This window comes from Telluria sp. AC161 (assembly GCF_979258535.1).
Map to the genome: position 1 here is coordinate 2,462,051 of NZ_OZ409861.1, position 19,390 is coordinate 2,481,440.

Consider the following 19,390-nt stretch of genomic DNA (forward strand, 5'->3'; position numbering starts at 1 on the left):
GAATTGTTTGTCAATTTTTATAAATCAATTGAAAAACAATTCGACTCTGACCCTAATTTTTATACAATTTTTACGGGCTCATCTTTAAGAGCCCGAATATGGCCGTTTGCTAAAGGCTATTACCCAATAATTCGACTCTGACCCTAATTGTTGGGGGTTAGCTGCCGAAGTAGCGGCCGGCGCGGTGCCAGGCCATGACCATGCCGCTCATGGCGATGGCGCTCAGGGCGGACCAGGCGACCTGGTGGGGGGCGACCAGCAGCAGTGCCAGCGCCAGGATGACGCTGTCGATCATGATCTGGGTGCGGCCGGCGTTGATGTTGTACTGCTTTTGCAGCCACAGCGTGACGATGCCCGTGCCGCCGACGCCGGCGCCGTGGCGCGCGAGTGCGAGGATGCCCATGCCGCAGAAGGTGCCGCCGCCCAGGGCTGCCACGGCCGGATGCACGCGGTCGATGACCAGCACGAACGGCATGATCTTGAGCAGGCCCATGATCATCGCGCTGCCGGCCAGCGACTTGATCGTGAAGCGCGCGCCCATGAAGAAGTAACCAAACAGGAAGAACGGCACGTTGATCATCATGAACAGCGTACCGACCGGCACGCCGGTGGAGTACGACGTCAACAAGGCGATGCCGGCGACACCGCCGGTGAGCAGGCCGGCTGCGTGCAGCAGCACGATGCCGATCACGACGAACAGCACGCCGACGACGATACCGTAGACGTCATCGAGCGTCGAATGCGGCTTGACCTCGATGATCGGACGCGATGGCTTGCTGGGAGAGCCTGGATACATGACAGACTGACTCACGCGCGCACCATCGCGCAGGCAGGACCAGACCGCGATGCGCACGTCGGCGCGAGCGCTATCACCACGCAAGCGGGAAAGTGGCGGCGCGGAGCTGCGCACACGGAATCGGCAAGCGTCGGGCTAGAGTTCATGGTCCTCGGATGATCGGATGGGTAAGAGAAGCTGCAGGCGGCGCAGGTCTGGTCGAAAGACGCAAACACGCAAACACGCAGGTTATGGCGCGCTACAGCCCGCCATTATCGCCCATGTTGCGGCGCAGTGTCGAGCCGCACGAACTGCCCATGTCGCGAATGAGCGAATGGATGGTGCGCTGCACCTTGGCGGTGCACGAATAGCTGCTCTTGCGCCGCTGCGGTGCGCTACACGCCAGCATCCGGTGCCCGATCCGCCGCCAGATCCGCCGCCAGTTCGCGCTCGAGGAATTCAACGCACACCCGCACCTTCGCCGAATTGCTCAGCCGCTGCGGATACACGGCCCACACATTGGCCTCCTGCGCAAACTCGGGCAGGATCTGCACCAGCTGCCCGGCCGCCAGCAGCGGCTGCGCGTGCCAGCGCGAGCGCAGCACGATCCCGGCGCCATCGAGCGCCCAGCGCAGCGCGATCTCGCCATGGTTGGTCGACAGCGCGCCCGATACCTTCACCGTCTCCTCAACGCCTTTCGCGCGCAGCCGCCACACGCCAAACGGATGGTCGCGCTCCTTGATCACCAGGCACTGGTGGCCCGCCAGATCCTGCAGCGTGCGCGGCGTGCCATGCTGCGCCAGATACGCGGGCGCCGCGCACAGGATGCGGTGATTGACCATCAGCCGCCGCGCGATCAGCTGCGGCGCGATCTCGTCGCCGATCCGCACATCCAGATCGAACCCTTCAGCCACCGGATCGACCAGCCGGTCGAACACCTCGAACCGGATCTGCAGCGCCGGATACGCGCGCGCCAGCCGGGCAATCGCCGGTGCGACGACCTGGCGGCCGAAGCCGAAGCTGCTGCACACGCGCAGCTGGCCACTGGGCGCCCGCCGCCGCTCGGCCGATTCCTCGATCAGGTCATCCAGGCTGGCGAGGATCGCCTGCGCCCGTTCAAACGCCTGCGCGCCATCCTCCGTGATGACCACGCGCCGCGTCGTGCGCTGGAACAGCCGCACGCCCAGCGCGGCCTCGAGCACCCCGATCCGTTTGCTGACATACGCGGCCGACATGCCGAGCGCCTGCGCCGCGCCCGCAAACGATCCCTGACGCGCCACGGTCACGAACACCCGCAGATCAGCATTCTCCAAGAGATTATTCACGCTACGTGTTCCTTGACTCCACAAGAAGCAGCATTATAAACACAGCGTTTTGCATTATTCTTGAACCATTCAGATCAGCTCAGAGGAGACACCCATGAAAACCCACAAGATCGCCGTGATCGCCGGCGACGGCATCGGCAAGGAAGTCATGCCTGAAGGCCTGCGCGCCCTGGACGCCACCGCCAAACGCTTCGGCATCCATCTCGAATTCACCACGTTTGAATGGGCCGACTGCGACTACTACGTCAAGCACGGCAAGATGATGCCGGACGACTGGCGTGCGCAGCTCTCCGGCTTCGAGGCCATTTTCTTTGGCGCCGTCGGCATGCCCGACATCGTCCCCGACCATATCTCGCTGTGGGGCTCCCTGCTCAAGTTCCGGCGCGAATTCGACCAGTATGTGAATCTGCGCCCGGTGCGCCTGATGCCCGGCGTGCCCTGCCCCCTCGCCAACAAGAAGCCTGGCGACATCGACTTCTACGTCGTGCGTGAAAACACCGAGGGCGAATACTCGTCGGTCGGCGGCAAGATGTTCGAAGGGACCGAGCGCGAATTGGTGCTGCAGGAATCGGTCTTCACGCGCCACGGCACCGACCGCATCCTCAAGTACGCGTTCGACCTGGCGCAGAGCCGCCCCAAGAAACACCTGACCGCCGCCACCAAATCGAACGGCATCTCGATCTCGATGCCGTACTGGGACGAGCGCGTGGCCGCCATGGGCGAACAATACGCCGACGTCAAATGGGACAAGTACCACATCGACATCCTGTGCGCGCGCTTCGTGATCTCGCCCGAGCGCTTCGACGTCGTCGTCGCATCGAACCTGTTCGGCGACATCCTGTCGGACCTCGGCCCGGCCTGCACCGGCACGATCGGCATCGCGCCGTCGGCCAACCTGAACCCGGACCGCACCTTCCCGTCGCTGTTCGAGCCGGTGCACGGTTCGGCCCCCGACATCTACGGCAAGAACATCGCCAACCCGATCGCGATGATCTGGTCGGGCGCGATGATGCTCGAGTTCCTGGGCCAGGGCGACGCCAACTACACGGCCGCGCATGACGCCATGCTGGGCGCGATCGAGCGCTGCCTGGTCGAGGGCCCGCGCACGCCCGACATGGGTGGCACGGCCAACACCACTGACGTGGGTCAGGCCGTCACGCGCTATCTCGAGACTTAAGCCACGCCCCGGTTGGCCAGTGCTATTGTGGGGGTCCTTACAGCACAATCAACCGGAGCCACCATGCAGCCGCACGAATCGACCGAACTGGAATACGTTGGTTTCTGGGCGCGCACCGGCGCGGCGCTCATCGACAGCATCCTGGTGATGGTCGTCGTGCTGCCACTGCTCTACGCCATCTACGGCGCCGCGTATTGGGACAGCACGGCGATGGTCATCGGTCCGGCGGATTTTGTCATCAACTGGCTCCTGCCGGCTGCCTTCGTGCTCGCGCTATGGATCAAGCTCTCGGCCACGCCGGGCAAGATGGCCGTCGGCGCGATCATTGTCGATGCGCGTACCGGCGGCAAGCCAAGCACGCGCCAGTTCATCATCCGCTACTTGGGCTACTACGTCTCGATGATCCCGCTGTTTCTGGGCATTCTCTGGGTCGGCTTCGACGCGCGCAAGCAGGGCTGGCACGACAAGATGGCCGGCACCGTCGTCGTGCGGCGCAAGGGCGGCACGACGCAGCCCGTCAAATTCGACGCATCGAACCGCGCCTGATCATTCGGTCAGGCGCCGCATCTGCGCAATCAGATCGGCCTTGCCCTCAAAACCAATCCCCGGCAGATCGGGCATCGTGATGTGGCCATCCTCGACCTTCACGCCATCCGGGAAGCCGCCGTAAGGCTGGAACAGGTCGGGATACGATTCGTTCCCGCCCAGCCCCAGGCCGGCGGCGATATTCAATGACATCTGGTGCCCGCCATGCGGGATACAGCGCTTGGCCGACCACCCGTGCTCCTTGAGCATGTCGAGCGTACGCAGATACTCCACCAGACCATAACTGAGCGCGCAATCGAATTGCAGCCAGTCGCGATCAGCGCGCATGCCGCCGTGGCGGATCAGGTTGCGCGCATCCTGCATCGAGAACAGGTTCTCGCCCGTGGCCATGGGATTGGCGTAGTAGTTGCGCAGCGTTGCCTGCAACTCGTAGTCGAGCGGGTCGCCTGCTTCCTCGTACCAGAACAGATCGTACGGCGACAGCGCCTTCGCGTAGCGGATCGCCGTATCCAGGTCGAAGCGGCCGTTCGCATCGACCGCCAGCTTCTGCCCGTCGCCCAGCACACTGAGGATCGAATCGATGCGGCGCAGGTCTTCGTCGAGCGAGTCGCCGCCGATCTTTTTCTTGACCACCGTGTAGCCACGATCGAGATAGCTGCGCATCTCGTCTTTCAGCTTGCCGTGGTCCTGGCCCGGATAATAGTAGCCACCGGCTGCATACACGAACACGCGGCGCTCCGGCTGGCCATTGCCATAGCGGTCGGCCAGCAACTGGAACAGCGGCACGCCCGCGATCTTGGCCGTCGCATCCCACACCGCCATGTCGATGGTGCCGATGGCCACCGAGCGCTCGCCGTGACCACCCGGCTTTTCGTTGGTGAACATCGTCTGCCAGATCTTGTGCGGGTCGAGGTTCGCGCCCGTGTCGTCCTGCAGCGCGGCCGGATCTGCCTCGAGGATGCGCGGGATGAAGCGCTCGCGCATCAGCGTGCCCTGGCCATAGCGGCCGTTGGAATTGAAGCCGTAGCCGATCACGGGTTTGCCGTCGCGGATCACGTCGGTCACCACGGCGACCACGCTCAGCGTCATCTTGCTGAAGTCAATGTAGGCGTTGCGGATCGGGGAGCTGATTGGAACGGTCTGCTCGCGGATATCGACGATTCTCATGGCGGTGTCTCTTGTGTGCTGGTTGAACGAGTCACCAGATTATTCGCTGCGGAGGCGGTTATGATTGAATCTCTTTCACAGGATTCTTCACCCAAAGTGAACAATGACCTCGCCTCGCATCTCGAATTCTTTGTGCTGCTAGCCCGCCACGGCAGCCTGAGCGCCGCTGCGCGCGCACTCGACCTCACACCGCCGGCTGCTACCAAGCGCCTGGCGCAGCTCGAAGAGCGCCTCGGCGTGCGGCTCGTGAACCGCACCACGCGTACCAGCAGCCTCACGCCCGAGGGCGAAACCTATCTGCACTACGCGACGCGCATCCTGGCCGACCTGCACGAGATGGAAGAAGCGGTATCGAGCACGCGCGCCGTGCCGCGCGGCCTGCTGCGCGTGAATGCATCGCTCGGTTTCGGGCGCACGACGATCGCGCCGCTGGTATCCACCTTCGCGCAGCGCTATCCGCAGGTGGAGGTGCAGCTCGACGTCACCGACCGGCCGGTGGACCTCGTCGCGGAAGGCATCGACCTGGCGATCCGCTTTGGCGAGCTGCCCGACCAGCGCCTGGTCGCGCGCCGCATCATGTCGAACCGGCGCCTCCTGTGCGCGTCGCCCCGCTATCTGGAACGGCATGGCACGCCGGCCAGCCTGGCCGATCTGGCCAGCCACCGCTGCATCGTGCACCGGCAGAACGACGAGGCGCATGGCGTCTGGCGCCTGGAACATGAAGGCCGCGCCGTGTCGGTCAAGGTCCAGGGTGCGCTGTCGAGCAACGATGGCGACATCGTGCTGGGCTGGGCGCTCGATGGCCACGGCATCCTGGTGCGCTCGGAGTGGGATCTGGCAAAGTACGTCGACAGCGGCCGGCTGCGCATCGTGCTGCCAGGGTACACGCAGCCCGAGGCCGACCTGTTCGTCGTCTATCCGAACAAGCGGCGGCAGTCGGCGCGGGCACGGGCGTTTGTTGATTTTTTGGTGGAGCAGTTCGGGGCATGATGCCGCGCGATCATCCGGCGCGACAATGGCGAGAATCACGATTGCCGCGTGGATGACGTAGGGTGGACGGGTTCCCCGTCCACGCGGTGATGGTTGACGGCGAGATCATCTGGCGGGAAAACGGCGCCAGTCACGATCGCCGCGTGGACGGCATAGCCGTCCACCCTACGACCGGCGGTCTCCGCCAGTGGTATTACTTGACGCCTGCCGCTGCCAGCGCCGTCATGTTGACGATGCGGCGCACGGTGGCGCTCGGGCTCAGGATGTGCACCGGCTTGGCCGCGCCCAGCAGGATCGGGCCCACGGTCACGCCCTTGCCTGCTGCGACCTTGAGCACGTTGAACAGGATGTTGGCCGCGTCCAGCGACGGCATCACCAGCAGGTTCGCGCTGCCCGTGTAGCCTGCGTCGATCTTGTACAGGTCACGGATTTCTTCCGACAGCGCAGCGTCGCCATGGATCTCGCCGACCACCGCCAGCTCGGGCGATTGCTCGGCCAGCAGCGCGCGTGCTTCGCGCATGCGCCTGGCGGACGGGCGCTCGGACGAACCTTGCGACGAGTGCGACAACAGCGCGGCCTTCGGCTCGAGACCGAAGTGCTGCAGCGTCTCGGCTGCCAGGCGCGTGATGGCCGCCAGTTCCTGGGCACTCGGCTGCTCGTTGACGTACGTGTCGGTGATGAACAGCGTGAACTTGTCGAGCACCAGCGCGTTCATCGCGGCCAGCACTTCGGCGCCCGGCGCCACGCCGATCTCGCTGCGCACGTGCTCCAGATGGTCGTCGTAGCAGCCGGTCATGCCGCAGATCAGCGCGTCGACCGTACCCGCCGCCAGCAGGCGCGTGCCCTGCAGCGTCGTATCGGCTTCGGCCGCAACAACGGTGTAGTCTAGGCCTTCACGCAGGCGCAGGCCCGCGTCCTTGATGGCGCGTTGCAGGACCGACGTGTCGCCGATCAGCACCGGATGGGCGATGCCCTCGTCGACCACGGCCTGCACCGCGCGCAACACGCGTGGCTCGGTCGCTTCTGCGTACGCCACCTTGCGCACGTCGGCGCGCGCCTTGTCGAACACCGGCTTCATGAAGAAACCGGTGTGATAAATCATCTGGCCCAGCTTGTCGCGGTAGGCGTCCATGTCGGTGATCGGGCGCGTTGCCACGCCCGATGCGGCGGCTGCTTCGGCCACGCGCGGTGCGATCGCGCCGAGCAGGCGCGGATCGAACGGCTTCGGAATGATGTACTCGGGGCCAAAGGCCAGGTCCTGGCCTTCGTAGGCCAGCGCCACCACGTCGCTCGCTTCGGCTTCGGCCAGTTCGGCGATCGCCGTTACGCAGGCCAACTTCATTTCGTCGGTGATGCGCGTGGCGCCACAATCGAGCGCGCCGCGGAAGATGTACGGGAAGCACAGCACGTTGTTGACCTGGTTCGGGTAGTCCGAACGGCCCGTGGCGATGATGACGTCCGGGCGCGCGGCCTTGGCCACTTCAGGACGGATCTCAGGTTCTGGATTGGCCAGCGCCAGGATGACCGGCTTGTCAGCCATCGTCTTGACCATCTCGCCTGTCAGCACGCCGGCGGTTGAGCAGCCCAGGAACACGTCGGCATCCTTGACGACATCGGCCAGCACGCGCGCATCGGTTGCCTGCGCATAGCGCGCCTTGTTCTCTTCCATATTGGCGTCGCGGCCCTGCCAGATCACGCCGCGCGAATCGACGACGTAGATGTTCTCTTGCTTCACGCCCAGCAGCACCATCATGTCCAGGCAGGCAATCGCCGCCGCTCCGGCGCCGGAGGCGACCAGCTTGATCTGGCCGATGTCCTTGCCGACGACTTTCATCGCATTGAGCAGCGCGGCGGTCGAGATGATCGCGGTGCCGTGCTGGTCGTCGTGGAAGACCGGGATGTTCATGCGCTCGCGCAGCTTCTTCTCGATGTAGAAGCATTCCGGCGCCTTGATGTCTTCCAGGTTGATGCCGCCGACGGTCGGTTCGAGCATCGCGATGGCGTCGATCAGCTTGTCCGGATCGAGTTCGTCCAGTTCCAGGTCGAACACGTCGACACCGGCGAATTTCTTGAACAGGCAGCCCTTGCCTTCCATGACCGGCTTGGCGGCCAGCGGACCGATATTGCCCAGGCCGAGCACCGCGGTGCCGTTGGTGATCACGGCCACCAGGTTGCCGCGCGACGTGTAATCGAACGCGGTGGCCGGATCGGCAGCGATTTCTTCGCAGGCATAGGCCACGCCCGGCGAATACGCGAGCGACAGGTCGCGCTGGTTCGACAGCGGTTTGGTGGCGATGACTTCGATCTTGCCGCGGGTGGGGCTGCGGTGGTATTCCAGCGCGTCGATCCGCAGTTGGGTGTTCTGTGCTTCGTTCAGCGTACTGTCGGTGCTCATGTTCTTCCTATGCTTATTGGGTGATGCGGCGTGGGAGGCGGGGCCGCCACAAGGCGCGCGCGCAACGATCCTCCCATTGTTGGGCAAACATTCTAGCCGAACCGACACCATCGCGTGCGCGACCGGTTCCCGCACGATCGTTCACATTTTCTGCACGTTCAGCAGTTCGACGAAGCGCGTCGCCGCCATGCCCAGCGGTCGTTCTTCGGTCCACACGATGTCGACGAAAAAGCGCAGCACGTTGGTCAGATTGGCGATAGGGATCTCGACCAGCTCACCGCCCTGCACCGCCTCGCGCACCTGGCTCGCTGGCAGCCACGCCCAGCCCAGACCCGCCTTGACCAGCGCCAGTGCCGCGATCGGGCTGTCGGTCTTCCACTGGAGCGATGACATTGCGATGCGCTGGTCCACCTGGTCGGTGTCGCGCCCCGCCACGACGATCTGGCGCTGCAGCAGCAGATCGGTATCACGCACCTGCGCCTCTTCGGCGCCCTTGAACATCGGATGAGCGCGCGCCGCCACCGCCACCAGGCGCTCCTCGGCCACTTCCTGGAATGCCTGATAGGGCGCCGCGCCGTAACGTTCGAACACCAGCGCCAGGTCGGCGCGCCCGCTGCGCACCATCGCCAGCGCATCGGCCTGCGGCGCGGTCAGCACCTCGACCTGCAGCAGCGGATGCTCGAGAGCCAGCGCGCGCAGCGCGGCGCTCCATGGCACGGTACCCAGCAGTTCGGGCACGAGCGCCAGCGTCAGCGACGCTTCCAGACCGCGGTTCAACGACAGCGCATGCACGTTCAGGCGCTGCAAGCCCTCGGCCAGCAGGCGCGCCTGCGGCAGCAGCGCCAGTGCCTGCGCTGTCGGCACCGGATTGCGACCGGCACGGTCGAACAGCTGCACGTCGAGCTGCGCTTCGAGATTTGCGATCGCCATGCTGACGGCCGACGGCACGCGACCGAGCGCACGCGCGGCTGCGGAGAACGAGCCATGGTCGATCGCCGCCAGGAAGGCTTTCACGTTGTCGAGGTCAAACGCCATCGTTCAATTCCATTGATAGGTGCTGACTTTTTTCATCACCAGATTCGACATAGTATCGGGCCTCACACAATCGGAGGCAACATGGTCTGGATACTGCTGGTCCTTGCAGGACTGTTTGAAATCGTCTGGGCCGTTGGCCTGAAATACACGGAAGGCTTCACGCGCCTGTGGCCTACGGCCGGCACGGTCGCCGCCATGATCGTCAGCTTCGGCCTGCTCGCCCACGTGCTCAAGACGCTGCCAATCGGGACCGCCTACGCGATCTGGACGGGGATCGGTGCCGTCGGCACGGCCCTGGTGGGCATCATCGTGCTTGGGGAATCGGCGTCACCGGCGCGGCTGGCGTGCATTGGCATGATCGCGGCGGGCATCGTCGGACTCAAGCTCGTTTCTGCACACTGAGGTCAATGCGGGAAATGAATCGACAAATCGTTAGGACATTCTGGAAAAGCCGTGTATCTTCAACGCTGCACCACATCAAGTCGTTGTTATTGTTGGCTTTTCTCTCCCGCCTCGCCTCTTCCGGCAGTCCAGTTTGATTCCCCCGCTTTTATCTTCTCTTGGTTGAACGTGCGTATTGGGCGATTTTGCCCATGTCACTGCAAAGGAATTCAACATGACTACCCAAACCGGCACCGTAAAATGGTTCAACGACGCAAAAGGCTTCGGCTTCATCACGCCTGATGGCGGCGGCGACGATCTGTTCGCGCACTTCCAGGACATCCAATCGGAAGGCTTCAAGAGCCTGGCCGAAAATCAGCGCGTATCGTTCGAGCGCTCGACCGGCCCTAAAGGCGAAAAAGCCGGCAACATCTGCGCGATCTGATGCTGCCCTCGTGACGCCGCAGCGCGCACCACGCAGATAGCGTGGGCGCAGCCGCAGCGCACATTGAAAAGCCCGCCAATCGGCGGGCTTTTTGCTGTCTGGGCGTTCAACGCGACCTTACAAACTACTCAGGAACTGGCTCACATCTGGCCGCACACGTGGTGCCTTGACGGTCGACGCGGTACCCAGACCGATGAAGCAGATGGCCCGCTCGTGCGCCTCCAATCCCAGCAACGTGCGCATGCCCGCGAAATCCATCGCCGCGCCGCTGGCAAGGCCACTTGCAAAGCCCAGCAGCTGGCTTGCCACCAGCATGTTCTGGATGGCGCAGCCAAGCGACACCAGTTTTTCGTGCGCCGGGATGATGGTGCCCGGTTCGTCACGCAGCACCGCCACCAGCAGACATGGCGCGCGCAGGGCCTTGTCGTGCGCGGTGGCGAGTGCCTCGTCGCCGCAGGCCGGATCGCGCGCCAGCACGGCAGCAGCAAACACGTCGCCCAGCAGATGCCGCTTGTGCAGCGGGATCAGGATGAAGCGCCACGGCCGCAGCAGGCCATGGTCGGGCGCCTGCGCGCCGGCTTCGACAATGCGCAACAGGGCCGCGTCGTCCGGGCCGGGCGCGACGAGGCGGCGCAGCGTGTAGTTGCGCCGCGCGGCCAGGATGGTCAGGAAATCGTCGGCGCCAGCCGGATACTCGGTATGCATGGCGCCAGTATAGCGACAGCGCCGCCGATTCGCCGGAGTGGGCGAACTGACGGTGCACAGTGAATGCACGCTCAGTACACGTCGCGCCGGTAACGGCCCGCATCGATCAGGCGGTCGCGCCCGGCCTTGCCCAGAATCGCCGCGAGCGCTGCATCGACTTCCCCCGCCATGCCCTGCAGGCTGCCGCAGACATGGATGACCGCATCGCGTTCGACCCAGTCGCGCAGCGTATCGGCACGTGCGCGCAGGCGGTCCTGAACATACTCGGGCGCGTCGTCGCGCGAAAACACCAGATCGCATTCCGGCAGTGCGCCGGCGGTGCGCCACGCGGCGATTTCGCCCGCGCACAAGCTGTCGAAGGCGCGCTGGCGTTCGCCGAACAGCAGCCAGTTGCGGTGCTGCCTGGCCAGCACGCGGCTGCGCAGGTGCGCGCGCAGGCCGGCCATGCCCGAGCCATTACCAATATAGATGCAGGGCCGCGCATCATGCGGTCCGTGGAAGCCCGGGTTCGTCGCCAGCCGTGCGCGGACCATCGCGCCGACGGCGAGATGCGCAGTCAGCCAGCCGGATGCCAGGCCCATGCCCTGCTCGTGGCGCTGCTGGCGCACGAGCAGCGTCAGTGCGCCATCCTGCGGGATGCCGGCAATCGAATAACGGCGCGGTGCCAGCGGTTTGAGTGCGTCGGCGCATTCCTGGGTCGATGCGAACGCATGCCCGGCACCGGGCAGCTCACTCCAGGCCAGCGCGTCGCGCAGCGTCTGGGGTTCGCCCTGCCAGGTCACACGCGCCGCGCCATCCAGGTGACTGGCCGCCAGCCAGGCATCGACGGTCGCCGCCGTGTGGCACGCGGCGACGTCAAGCAGGTCGCCGGCTTGCCACTGCTGATCTGCCGTCGTCTGCAGCACGATTTCATACAGCGGCGCGCCCAGGCTGCCGGGATTCAAGTGGGTACGGGCGACAAGCCGCCAGTCGGTCATCGGTGCCGCGTCATTGGCAGCGGCGGGCAGCGTGCCGGCTGCCGCACCCAGTGTGCCCAGCGCATGCATCCAGCGGCCCAGCGCCGCGGCGTCGCCCTGATCGACGTCGATCCGTGGGAACAGCGCCGTGGCGCCCAGCGCCCCGAGGCGCTCGTCAAGCGCAATGCCATAGCCGCAGTAGCGCGCGTAATTGCGGTCGCCCAGCGCCAGCACCGCGTACTTGCAGCCAGCCAGCGTCAGTGGCCCTGCATGCAGCTCGCGCGTGAAGCGGCGCGCCGCGTCGGGTGCCTCGCCGTCGCCAAAGGTCGCCGCCACGAACAGCGCGTGGTCGTAACCGGCCAGTTCGCCCGGACGGAGCGCAGACACCGCACGCAGGTCGACCGCGCGGCCACCGGCGCGCAGCGCGGCGGCGCTGTGCAGCGCGATCCGTTCGGCCTGGCCGCCCTGGCTTGCAAACGCCAGCAGGATCGGTGCGCCGGCGCCTGGCGTGGTGGGTTCGCTCGTCATGGCGAGCGCCCGTTCGCGCGCCAGTGCGCGCTGCTGGCGGCGACGACCCAGGTACAGCAGCCAGCCGGTGATGGCAAAGCCGGGCAAGGCCAGGCTGGCGAGCATCATGATGACCCGCCCCGGCAGGCCGAAATAGCTGCCCGTGTGCAGCGGCCGGATCGTGGTCAAGGCGCGCTGGCCGACGGTTTGCGCGCCGTAGGGTTCGTTCTTGAGCAGTGCGCCGTCGCTGGCGCGCAGCGACATGCGGTTGCGGGCGCGCTCGTGCGGGCCGTCCTGCGCAATCCACGTCAGCTGGTAGGCGCCGCTGCCGCGTTCCGGCAGGCGGATCGTCGCGCTGGCCCAGTTCGGGGCATGCGCAAGGAAGGTGTTCCAGGCCGGATCGAGTGCGGCCAAGCCATCCGGCGTTGCTGCGCGCTTGCGTTCGCGTGGCTTCGACATCGTCTCGGCTGCGGCGCGGCGCTCGTTGCCGGCCCAGCCCTGCACCGTGTCGCGCACGACGTCAAAGCTCCAGTAAATGCCGGTGCCACCCACGATCAGGTAAGCCACCAGCGCCCAGGTGCCGGCAATCGCATGCAGCGCCCACAGGAACGAGCGGCCACGCAGGCTGGTATTGAAGGTAAGCCAGGTGCGCAAGTTGGCGGGTTTGCGCGGCCAGCGCAGATACAGGCCGCTGAGCGCGAGCCCCACGAGGGACAGTGCCAGGATGCCCAGCACGAGGCGGCCCGGCGCGCGCGGCAGCAGCAGCCAGCGATGCAGCTCCTCGACCCAGTTGAACGCGGCCTCGAAACGAAGCGCCGGCAACACGGCGCCGCTGTACGGGTGGACCCGCACGTCCGGACCGCGCCGCTCGCCCGGCGGCGCGGCAAAGCGCACCAGCGCCGTGCTGCGCGGATCCGCTTCCAGCACGATGCTCACCACGCGCTCACCTGGGCGTACGCGCTGCGCGGCCTGCAGCAGCTGTGCGGGCTTCAGGCGCGGACGTGCTTCGGCGTCGACCGTCATGACGCCCGGATTGAGCACGTCCAGCAGTTCGTCCTCGAATGCCATGATGGCGCCGGTCAGCCCGATGACAGCCAGCAGCGTGCCGGCCGTGATGCCGACGAACCAGTGCAGCTGGAACCAGACCGCGCGCAGCGACGGCAGGCGCCAGCGGCTCACAGCGCGACCTTCATCGACAGCTTGATCAGCCGTGGCAAGCCGGCGCTCAGGCGCGTGCCGGCGCCGGCCCAGTACCGCTTGTCGGCGGCATTGTCGACATTGAGCTGCCACGTGGTGCGTTTTCCCGCGAACTGGCCGATGTAGCGGGCGCCCACGCTGAGCAGCGTCGTGCCACCCAGCCAGGCCTGGTTCAGGTCATTCACTGGCCGCCGGCCCGTGTAGTACGCGCCGCCCGTCAGCGCCAGGCCGGGCACCGCATCGAGGTCCCAGGCCACGAAGGTGCTGGCGGTGCGGCGCGCCGCGTTCTCGGGCGGCTTGCCGTCATACGCCGCGTTGATATTGCGGAAAGCCGGATCGAGCCACTGGGCCGACGCCTGCCAAGCCACACTGCGCAGAATGCGGCCCTGCGACGACAGCTCCAGGCCGCGATACCGCTGCTCGCCGTCAGCAGTGAAGACATTGGCGCTGTTGGTGTAGTAACCGGGGCGCTCGATTTCAAACAGCGCCGCCTGCGTCAACAGGCCGCCGGTCGTACGCCAGCGCGCGCCGACTTCGCGTTGCTTGCTCACGCCAGGCGCCAAGCGCGTGCCCTCATTCGCAGTGCCGGCCGGTGCGGCCTCGCCCTCTTCCAGGCCTTCTGCCGCCGACGCATACACGGAGAGATCGTCGCGCAAGCGGTAGACGACCGCCGCCATCGGCGTTGTCTCGCTCGCGTCGTAATCGTTCACGCCCTGCGTGCTGCGGTAGTCGACGCGGCGCACGCCACCGATGAATTGCCAGCTGCCCAGGCTGATGCGATCGACCAGGTACAGACCCTGGTCGCGCGAGTCGAGGGCTGCGGTCGTGGGCGTCGCCGGCCGCGCACCGACCGAGAAATTCGTCACCGGCAGCGGCGCATACAGGTTCTGCGCGGGGATCGTGTAGTTCGCCTGATAGATCGGGGCCTGGCCCTTGTCGGTATCGCTCGCGCCGAGCGTGACTTCATGCGTCAGGGAGCCCGTGCGCAACTGGCCCGCCAGTTCGGCGCGCAGCATGCGCGAATCGACGTCGGCATGCTGCAGATTGCCGGTGATGCGCCCTGCCCCGGTCGCGACGCTCGCCGCATTATTGAAGCGGAAGATCGGCAGCGAGCGATCGCGCTTCGTTTCGGCGTGGCCCGCTTCAAGCGTCAGTGCCCAGGCGTCGTTCAGCGCGATGTCTGCGCGCAGCTGTGCATTGCGTGCATGCGTTTCGAACCTGGCCCAGTCGGGGCCGACGAGACGGCGCGGATCGACCGCGCGCGGCAGCGTGATCACGCCGCCCACGGTCGGCGGCAGGTTGATCCCGGCCTGCTCGGTCACGCGACGCTTGTCGTATTCCAGGTCAGCCCGCAGGCGCACACGCGCATTGACGCGCCAGTCGAACGCGCCGGAGACGAAGCCGCGGTTGCCGTTGCCGACGCCATCGAGGTGCGAGCCGAGCGTGCCACCGGCTGCGTTGATGCGCACGCCGAATGCGTCATCAACACCATAGCGGCGCGCAGCGTCGAGCGTGGCGACGACCGTCCCGTTGCTGTCGGCCTGGGCGCCGACGTTCGTCAGCGGCGTGCTGCCGGCGCGCTTGGTGACGAAGTTGACGACGCCGGCCGGCGACGTGAAGCCGTAATACAGCGCGGTCGCGCCCTTGAGCACCTCGACGCGCTCCTTGTTCTCCATCGACACCTGGCCGAAGTTCATGAGCGGCAGCGAGCCATTGAGGCGGTAGTTGGTGCGGTTTTCGACAGCGATGCCACGGATGACCAACTGGTCCCACGTGTCGCCACCGTTCTGCTGGCGCGTCACGCCGGCCGTATTGCGCACTGCGTCATACAGACCGGCTGCGCCCTGCAGGTCGAGCACGTCGCGCGTGATGACGTTGACGGTCGACGGCACGTCCATCACGTCGCTGCCGCGAAAGCTCCCGGCTTCCACCGTGTTGGGCATGAAGCCCTGCGCCTTCACCGCCGTCACGCGCACTGCCGGCATGGCGCCACCATCGGCATCCTGCGCCATCGCTGCCGCTGGAAACGCCTGAGGAAACACCAGGGACAGGGCAAGAACGAGACGCGACGGACGCAGGGAAAGGGACGAGGACATGAGAAGAAGCAGTGATGAGGAGCAAACCGAGATTCTATCGTGAATGAGAATCATTTTCAATGACGGCTGCAGGTATCCCTGGACTTGCTGCAGATGCACACCGAGCATTGGTCGTACCTATCGCCATTTTTGATGGAGGCATCAGAAAACGCTATTTACATGTGCATGTCATTCAATTCTATGATGACTTGACTGCATCAAACGCCACGCGCGGGGCAGCTTCGAGCAAAAAAGCCTATAACAGGAGACACGCATGCCGACACACGCAATCACACGCAGGGTACTGACCACCGCAATCGCCTTGCTCGCGTCAAGCACCGCGCTTGCCGCCGACTATCCGGAAAAAACCATCACCCTCGTCGTCCCGTTCTCGGCCGGCGGGCCCACCGACGTCGTGGCCCGGATCCTCGGGCAGAGCATGGCGAAGTCGCTCAAGCAATCGATCATCGTGGAAAACGCCCTCGGCGCGGGCGGCACGCTGGCCGCCGGCCGCATCGCGCGCGCCACGCCAGATGGCTACACGCTGCTGCTGCACCATAACGGCATGGCCACCAGCACGACGCTGTACCGCAAGCTCGCCTTCAACCCCATGACCGACTTCGAGTACATCGGCCAGGTGGCCGACGTGCCAATGGTGCTCATGGCGCGCAAGGACCTGGCGGCCAATACGCTGCCCGAGCTGATTGCGATGATCAAGTCGAAGAAGGACGCGATGACAATGGGCCACGCGGGCCTGGGCGCCGTGTCGCACCAGTGCGGCATGCTGTTCCTGAGCGCGATCGGCGTGCCGCTGACGACCGTTCCCTACAAGGGCACGGCGCCCGCGTTGAGCGATATGCTGGGTGGCCAGATCGACCTGCTGTGCGACCAGACGACGCAGACCACGTCCTACATCCGCACCAATCGCGTCAAGGTGTACGGCGCAACGACGAAGACCCGCATTCCGTCGCTGCCGGCCCTGCCAACGCTGGCCGAGCAGGGCATGGCCGGTTTCGAGATGTATGTGTGGCACGGCATGTACGCGCCGAAAGGCACGCCGCCAGCGGTGGTGGCGCGCATTGGCACGGCGCTGCGCGAGGCGCTCAATGACCCGAACGTGAAGGCGCGCTTTGCCGAACTGGGCGCCGAGCCGGTGTCGGATGCAAAGGCCACGCCGGAAGGCTTGCGCACGCACCTGAAGGCCGAGATCGACAAGTGGGGCCCGATCTACAAGAAGAACGGCGCGTTCGCCGACTGATAGGTACCACACAAAAAGCCCGCGCAGCCATCACGGCGGCGCGGGCTTTTTTTATCGCTGCTCGCTAGACGGCGCCCTGCGCGTGCATGGCCGCGATGGCCGCCGCGTCGTAGCCCAGCTCCGCCAGGATCGCATCCGTATGCTGGCCGAGCGCCGGCACCGGGTCCATGCGCGGCGTGACGTTGTGCGGCAACCCGGGCGGCAGCATGGCGGGCACGCGACCGTTGGCGGTGTCGACGTCGGTCCAGCGCCCGCGCGCCTTCAGTTGCGGATGGTCCCAGACTTCGTGCATGTCGTTGACCTGGGCATTGGCGATGTGCGCCAGCTCCAGCCGCTCGCGCACCTGCTGCGCCGTCAACGTCGAAAACGCCGCCACGATCAGCGCCGCCAGTTCATCGCGCGCTGCGACGCGGCGTGCGTTGGCGTTGAAGCGCGGATCGGTCGCCAGGTCGGGCGCCTCCAGCACGATGGCGCAGAAGGCCGCCCACTCACGTTCGTTCTGGATGCCCAGCATGACCGACTTGCCGTCGCCGGCCAGGAACGGCCCGTACGGGAAGATGGTCGCGTGCGAGGCGCCCGTGCGCGGCGGCGGTGGCGCGCCGTCGTACGCGTAATACAGCGGATAACTCATCCACTCGGCCATGCTCTCCAACATCGACACGTCGATGCGGCAGCCCTCGCCCGTGCGCCCGCGCTGCAGCAGCGCGGCCAGGATGTTCGTGTATGCGTACATACCGGCCGCAATATCGGCAATCGAGCAGCCTGCCTTCGACGGTTCGTCCGGCGTACCGGTGATCGACAGGAAGCCCGATTCGCTCTGGATCAGCAGGTCGTAGGCCTTGCGGTCGCGGTACGGACCGTCGCTGCCGTAGCCGGAGATGTCGCAGACGATCAGGCGTGGATGGCGTTCTTTCAGCGCTTCATAGGACAAGCCAAGGCGCTCGGCCGCGCCGGGTGCGAGATTCTGCACCAGCACGTCGGCTTCTGCCAGCAGGCCGGCCAGCACGGCGTCGGCCTGTTCGTGCTTGACGTCGAGCGTGAGGCTTTCCTTCGAGCGATTGGTCCAGACGAAGTGCGAGGCCAGGCCATTGACGCGTTCATCGTAGCCGCGCGCGAAGTCGCCGCTGCCGGGTCGCTCGACCTTGATGACGCGCGCGCCCAGGTCGGCCAGCTGGCGCGTGCAGAACGGCGCCGCGATCGCGTGTTCGAGCGTGACGACGGTGATGCCGTCGAGAGGTCGCAGGGGTTTCATGGGTGTCATGAGCGTGCCTCCTCAGAACGAGCGTGGCAGGCCAAGCACATGCTCGGCGACGTATGACAGGATCAGGTTCGTCGAGATCGGCGCCACCTGGTACAGGCGCGTTTCGCGGAACTTGCGCTCGACGTCGTATTCGGACGCGAAACCGAAGCCGCCGTGGAACTGCAGGCAGGCGTTGGCCGCTTCCCACGAGGCTTCAGCGGCCAGCATCTTGGCCATATTGGCCTCGGCGCCGCATGGTTTGTGCGCATCGAACAGCGCGCAGGCTTTAAAGCGCATCAGGTTCGCCGCTTCGACGTTGATGTACGCGCGCGCAATCGGAAATTGCACGCCCTGGTTCTGGCCGATGGGGCGCCCGAACACGACGCGCTCGTTGACGTACTTGCTGATCTTGTCGATGAACCAGTAGCCGTCGCCGATGCATTCGGCGGCGATCAGCGTGCGCTCGGCGTTCAGGCCATCGAGGATGTACTTGAAGCCCTTGCCTTCTTCGCCGATCAGATTCTCGGCCGGGATTTCCAGGTTTTCGAAGAACAGCTCATTGGTCTCGTGATTGACCATGTTCTGGATCGGCTGCACGACCATGCCCTGCTGGATGGCGTCCTTGATATCGACCAGGAAGATCGACATGCCCTCGGATTTCTTCGTGACCTCGGCAAGGGGCGTGGTGCGCGCCAGCAGGATCATCAGGTCGGAATGCTGCACGCGCGAGATCCACACCTTCTGCCCGTTGATCACGTAGCGGTCGCCCTTGCGCACGGCCGTCGTCTTGATCTTGGTGGTGTCGGTGCCGGTGGTGGGCTCGGTCACGGCCATCGATTGCAGGCGCAGTTCGCCGCTGGCGATGCGCGGCAGGTAGTGGCGCTTCTGCGCCTCGGAGCCGTGGCGCAGCAGCGTGCCCATATTGTACATCTGGCCGTGGCAGGCGCCGGCGTTGCCACCCGAGCGGTTGATCTCTTCCATGATGACCGACGCTTCCGTCAGGCCCAGGCCCGAGCCGCCATATTCCTGCGGGATCAGCGCAGCGAGCCAACCCGCTTGCGTCAGCGCGGTAACGAAAGCTTCGGGGTAGCCCCGCTCGTCGTCGACCTTGCGGAAGTACTCGGCCGGAAATTCGGCGCACAGGGCGCGCAGCGCGTCGCGGATGTCTTCAAAATCGTGGTCGGTGTGCATGCGGTCTCCTGGTATCTATATGGTT

Annotated in this window: 17 protein-coding genes; 6 read left to right on the plus strand and 11 right to left on the minus strand. The window is 65.5% G+C overall.

Annotated features, from left to right (window positions below; translation table 11 throughout):
- Positions 1 to 157: 157 nt before the first annotated feature.
- From ACZ0AJ_RS10965 to ACZ0AJ_RS10975, 3 genes are all read right to left on the minus strand, one after another.
- A complete protein-coding gene (locus ACZ0AJ_RS10965) occupies positions 158 to 811 on the minus strand; it encodes a YitT family protein (RefSeq protein ID WP_499454488.1) in 654 nt (217 codons plus the stop codon).
- Positions 812 to 1,034: 223 nt separating this feature from the next.
- Positions 1,035 to 1,184, minus strand: a complete 150-nt coding sequence (locus tag ACZ0AJ_RS10970; RefSeq protein ID WP_499454489.1) for a hypothetical protein — start codon at positions 1,182 to 1,184, stop codon at positions 1,035 to 1,037.
- Entirely contained in the window at positions 1,171 to 2,100 is a 930-nt protein-coding gene (locus tag ACZ0AJ_RS10975) for a LysR substrate-binding domain-containing protein (RefSeq protein WP_499454491.1), read from the minus strand. The genes ACZ0AJ_RS10970 and ACZ0AJ_RS10975 overlap by 14 nt, the downstream gene beginning before the upstream one ends.
- 94 nt (positions 2,101 to 2,194) lie before the next feature.
- On the opposite strand from ACZ0AJ_RS10975, the gene ACZ0AJ_RS10980 reads away from it, so the two are divergent.
- On the plus strand, positions 2,195 to 3,277 hold the full coding sequence (locus ACZ0AJ_RS10980) for a tartrate dehydrogenase (protein ID WP_499454811.1): 1,083 nt from the start codon (positions 2,195 to 2,197) through the stop codon (positions 3,275 to 3,277).
- 63 nt (positions 3,278 to 3,340) lie between these two features.
- Positions 3,341 to 3,823: an RDD family protein gene (locus ACZ0AJ_RS10985; protein ID WP_499454492.1), complete on the plus strand. Its 483-nt coding sequence runs from the start codon at positions 3,341 to 3,343 to the stop codon at positions 3,821 to 3,823.
- Here the strand turns inward: ACZ0AJ_RS10985 and ACZ0AJ_RS10990 are convergent, their stop codons facing one another.
- Complete coding sequence (locus tag ACZ0AJ_RS10990) at positions 3,824 to 4,990, minus strand: mandelate racemase/muconate lactonizing enzyme family protein (RefSeq protein ID WP_499454813.1); 1,167 nt, start codon at positions 4,988 to 4,990, stop codon at positions 3,824 to 3,826.
- Positions 4,991 to 5,086: 96 nt separating this feature from the next.
- Here ACZ0AJ_RS10990 and ACZ0AJ_RS10995 point away from each other — a divergent pair, with 96 nt between their 5' ends.
- Positions 5,087 to 5,980: a LysR family transcriptional regulator gene (locus tag ACZ0AJ_RS10995; RefSeq protein WP_499454493.1), complete on the plus strand. Its 894-nt coding sequence runs from the start codon at positions 5,087 to 5,089 to the stop codon at positions 5,978 to 5,980.
- 193 nt (positions 5,981 to 6,173) lie between these two features.
- Here the strand turns inward: ACZ0AJ_RS10995 and ACZ0AJ_RS11000 are convergent, their stop codons facing one another.
- Positions 6,174 to 8,375 carry an NADP-dependent malic enzyme gene (locus ACZ0AJ_RS11000; protein ID WP_499454494.1) on the minus strand — a complete coding sequence of 734 codons (2,202 nt, stop codon included), beginning with the start codon at positions 8,373 to 8,375 and terminating at the stop codon, positions 6,174 to 6,176.
- A gap of 141 nt (positions 8,376 to 8,516) precedes the next feature.
- Positions 8,517 to 9,410 carry a LysR family transcriptional regulator gene (locus ACZ0AJ_RS11005; protein ID WP_499454496.1) on the minus strand — a complete coding sequence of 298 codons (894 nt, stop codon included), beginning with the start codon at positions 9,408 to 9,410 and terminating at the stop codon, positions 8,517 to 8,519.
- 81 nt (positions 9,411 to 9,491) lie between these two features.
- Between ACZ0AJ_RS11005 and sugE the strand changes: the two genes are divergently transcribed.
- Both sugE and ACZ0AJ_RS11015 read left to right on the plus strand, forming a co-directional pair.
- Positions 9,492 to 9,812: a quaternary ammonium compound efflux SMR transporter SugE gene (gene sugE / locus ACZ0AJ_RS11010; RefSeq protein ID WP_499454497.1), complete on the plus strand. Its 321-nt coding sequence runs from the start codon at positions 9,492 to 9,494 to the stop codon at positions 9,810 to 9,812.
- Between the two features lie 214 nt (positions 9,813 to 10,026).
- Complete coding sequence (locus ACZ0AJ_RS11015; RefSeq protein ID WP_258834693.1) at positions 10,027 to 10,236, plus strand: cold-shock protein; 210 nt, start codon at positions 10,027 to 10,029, stop codon at positions 10,234 to 10,236.
- Between the two features lie 117 nt (positions 10,237 to 10,353).
- On the opposite strand, the gene ACZ0AJ_RS11020 is transcribed toward ACZ0AJ_RS11015, so the two are convergent.
- The 3 genes from ACZ0AJ_RS11020 to ACZ0AJ_RS11030 all read right to left on the minus strand — a co-directional run bounded on the left by ACZ0AJ_RS11020 (position 10,354) and on the right by ACZ0AJ_RS11030 (position 15,697).
- Positions 10,354 to 10,941, minus strand: coding sequence for a nitroreductase family protein (locus ACZ0AJ_RS11020; RefSeq protein WP_499454498.1), 588 nt, complete (start codon positions 10,939 to 10,941; stop codon positions 10,354 to 10,356).
- 71 nt (positions 10,942 to 11,012) lie between these two features.
- Entirely contained in the window at positions 11,013 to 13,583 is a 2,571-nt protein-coding gene (locus ACZ0AJ_RS11025; RefSeq protein WP_499454499.1) for a PepSY domain-containing protein, read from the minus strand.
- Positions 13,580 to 15,697 (minus strand): TonB-dependent siderophore receptor, encoded by a 2,118-nt coding sequence (locus tag ACZ0AJ_RS11030; protein ID WP_499454501.1) that lies wholly within the window; start codon positions 15,695 to 15,697, stop codon positions 13,580 to 13,582. The genes ACZ0AJ_RS11025 and ACZ0AJ_RS11030 overlap by 4 nt, the downstream gene beginning before the upstream one ends.
- A 253-nt stretch (positions 15,698 to 15,950) precedes the next feature.
- On the opposite strand from ACZ0AJ_RS11030, the gene ACZ0AJ_RS11035 reads away from it, so the two are divergent.
- On the plus strand, positions 15,951 to 16,934 hold the full coding sequence (locus tag ACZ0AJ_RS11035) for a tripartite tricarboxylate transporter substrate-binding protein (protein WP_258834697.1): 984 nt from the start codon (positions 15,951 to 15,953) through the stop codon (positions 16,932 to 16,934).
- A gap of 64 nt (positions 16,935 to 16,998) precedes the next feature.
- Here ACZ0AJ_RS11035 and ACZ0AJ_RS11040 read toward each other — a convergent pair whose 3' ends face one another.
- Together ACZ0AJ_RS11040 and ACZ0AJ_RS11045 are read right to left on the minus strand one after the other, a co-directional pair.
- Complete coding sequence (locus tag ACZ0AJ_RS11040) at positions 16,999 to 18,177, minus strand: CaiB/BaiF CoA transferase family protein (RefSeq protein ID WP_499456776.1); 1,179 nt, start codon at positions 18,175 to 18,177, stop codon at positions 16,999 to 17,001.
- A 30-nt stretch (positions 18,178 to 18,207) separates the two neighbouring features.
- On the minus strand, positions 18,208 to 19,365 hold the full coding sequence (locus ACZ0AJ_RS11045; protein ID WP_499454502.1) for an acyl-CoA dehydrogenase family protein: 1,158 nt from the start codon (positions 19,363 to 19,365) through the stop codon (positions 18,208 to 18,210).
- Between the last annotated feature and the right edge of the window lie 25 nt (positions 19,366 to 19,390).

What these genes read in the sequence shown, in the direction of transcription:
- ACZ0AJ_RS11020 (WP_499454498.1), bottom strand. Translation starts at nt 10,941, where the DNA reads ATGCATACCGAGTATCCGGCTGGCGCCGACGATTTCCTGACCATCCTG.
- ACZ0AJ_RS10980 (WP_499454811.1), top strand. Translation starts at nt 2,195, where the DNA reads ATGAAAACCCACAAGATCGCCGTGATCGCCGGCGACGGCATCGGCAAG.
- ACZ0AJ_RS11035 (WP_258834697.1), top strand. Translation starts at nt 15,951, where the DNA reads ATGCCGACACACGCAATCACACGCAGGGTACTGACCACCGCAATCGCC.
- ACZ0AJ_RS11015 (WP_258834693.1), top strand. Translation starts at nt 10,027, where the DNA reads ATGACTACCCAAACCGGCACCGTAAAATGGTTCAACGACGCAAAAGGC.
- ACZ0AJ_RS10970 (WP_499454489.1), bottom strand. Translation starts at nt 1,184, where the DNA reads ATGCTGGCGTGTAGCGCACCGCAGCGGCGCAAGAGCAGCTATTCGTGC.
- sugE (WP_499454497.1), top strand. Translation starts at nt 9,492, where the DNA reads ATGGTCTGGATACTGCTGGTCCTTGCAGGACTGTTTGAAATCGTCTGG.
- ACZ0AJ_RS11045 (WP_499454502.1), bottom strand. Translation starts at nt 19,365, where the DNA reads ATGCACACCGACCACGATTTTGAAGACATCCGCGACGCGCTGCGCGCC.
- ACZ0AJ_RS10990 (WP_499454813.1), bottom strand. Translation starts at nt 4,990, where the DNA reads ATGAGAATCGTCGATATCCGCGAGCAGACCGTTCCAATCAGCTCCCCG.
- ACZ0AJ_RS11005 (WP_499454496.1), bottom strand. Translation starts at nt 9,410, where the DNA reads ATGGCGTTTGACCTCGACAACGTGAAAGCCTTCCTGGCGGCGATCGAC.
- ACZ0AJ_RS11030 (WP_499454501.1), bottom strand. Translation starts at nt 15,697, where the DNA reads ATGTCCTCGTCCCTTTCCCTGCGTCCGTCGCGTCTCGTTCTTGCCCTG.
- ACZ0AJ_RS11000 (WP_499454494.1), bottom strand. Translation starts at nt 8,375, where the DNA reads ATGAGCACCGACAGTACGCTGAACGAAGCACAGAACACCCAACTGCGG.
- ACZ0AJ_RS10985 (WP_499454492.1), top strand. Translation starts at nt 3,341, where the DNA reads ATGCAGCCGCACGAATCGACCGAACTGGAATACGTTGGTTTCTGGGCG.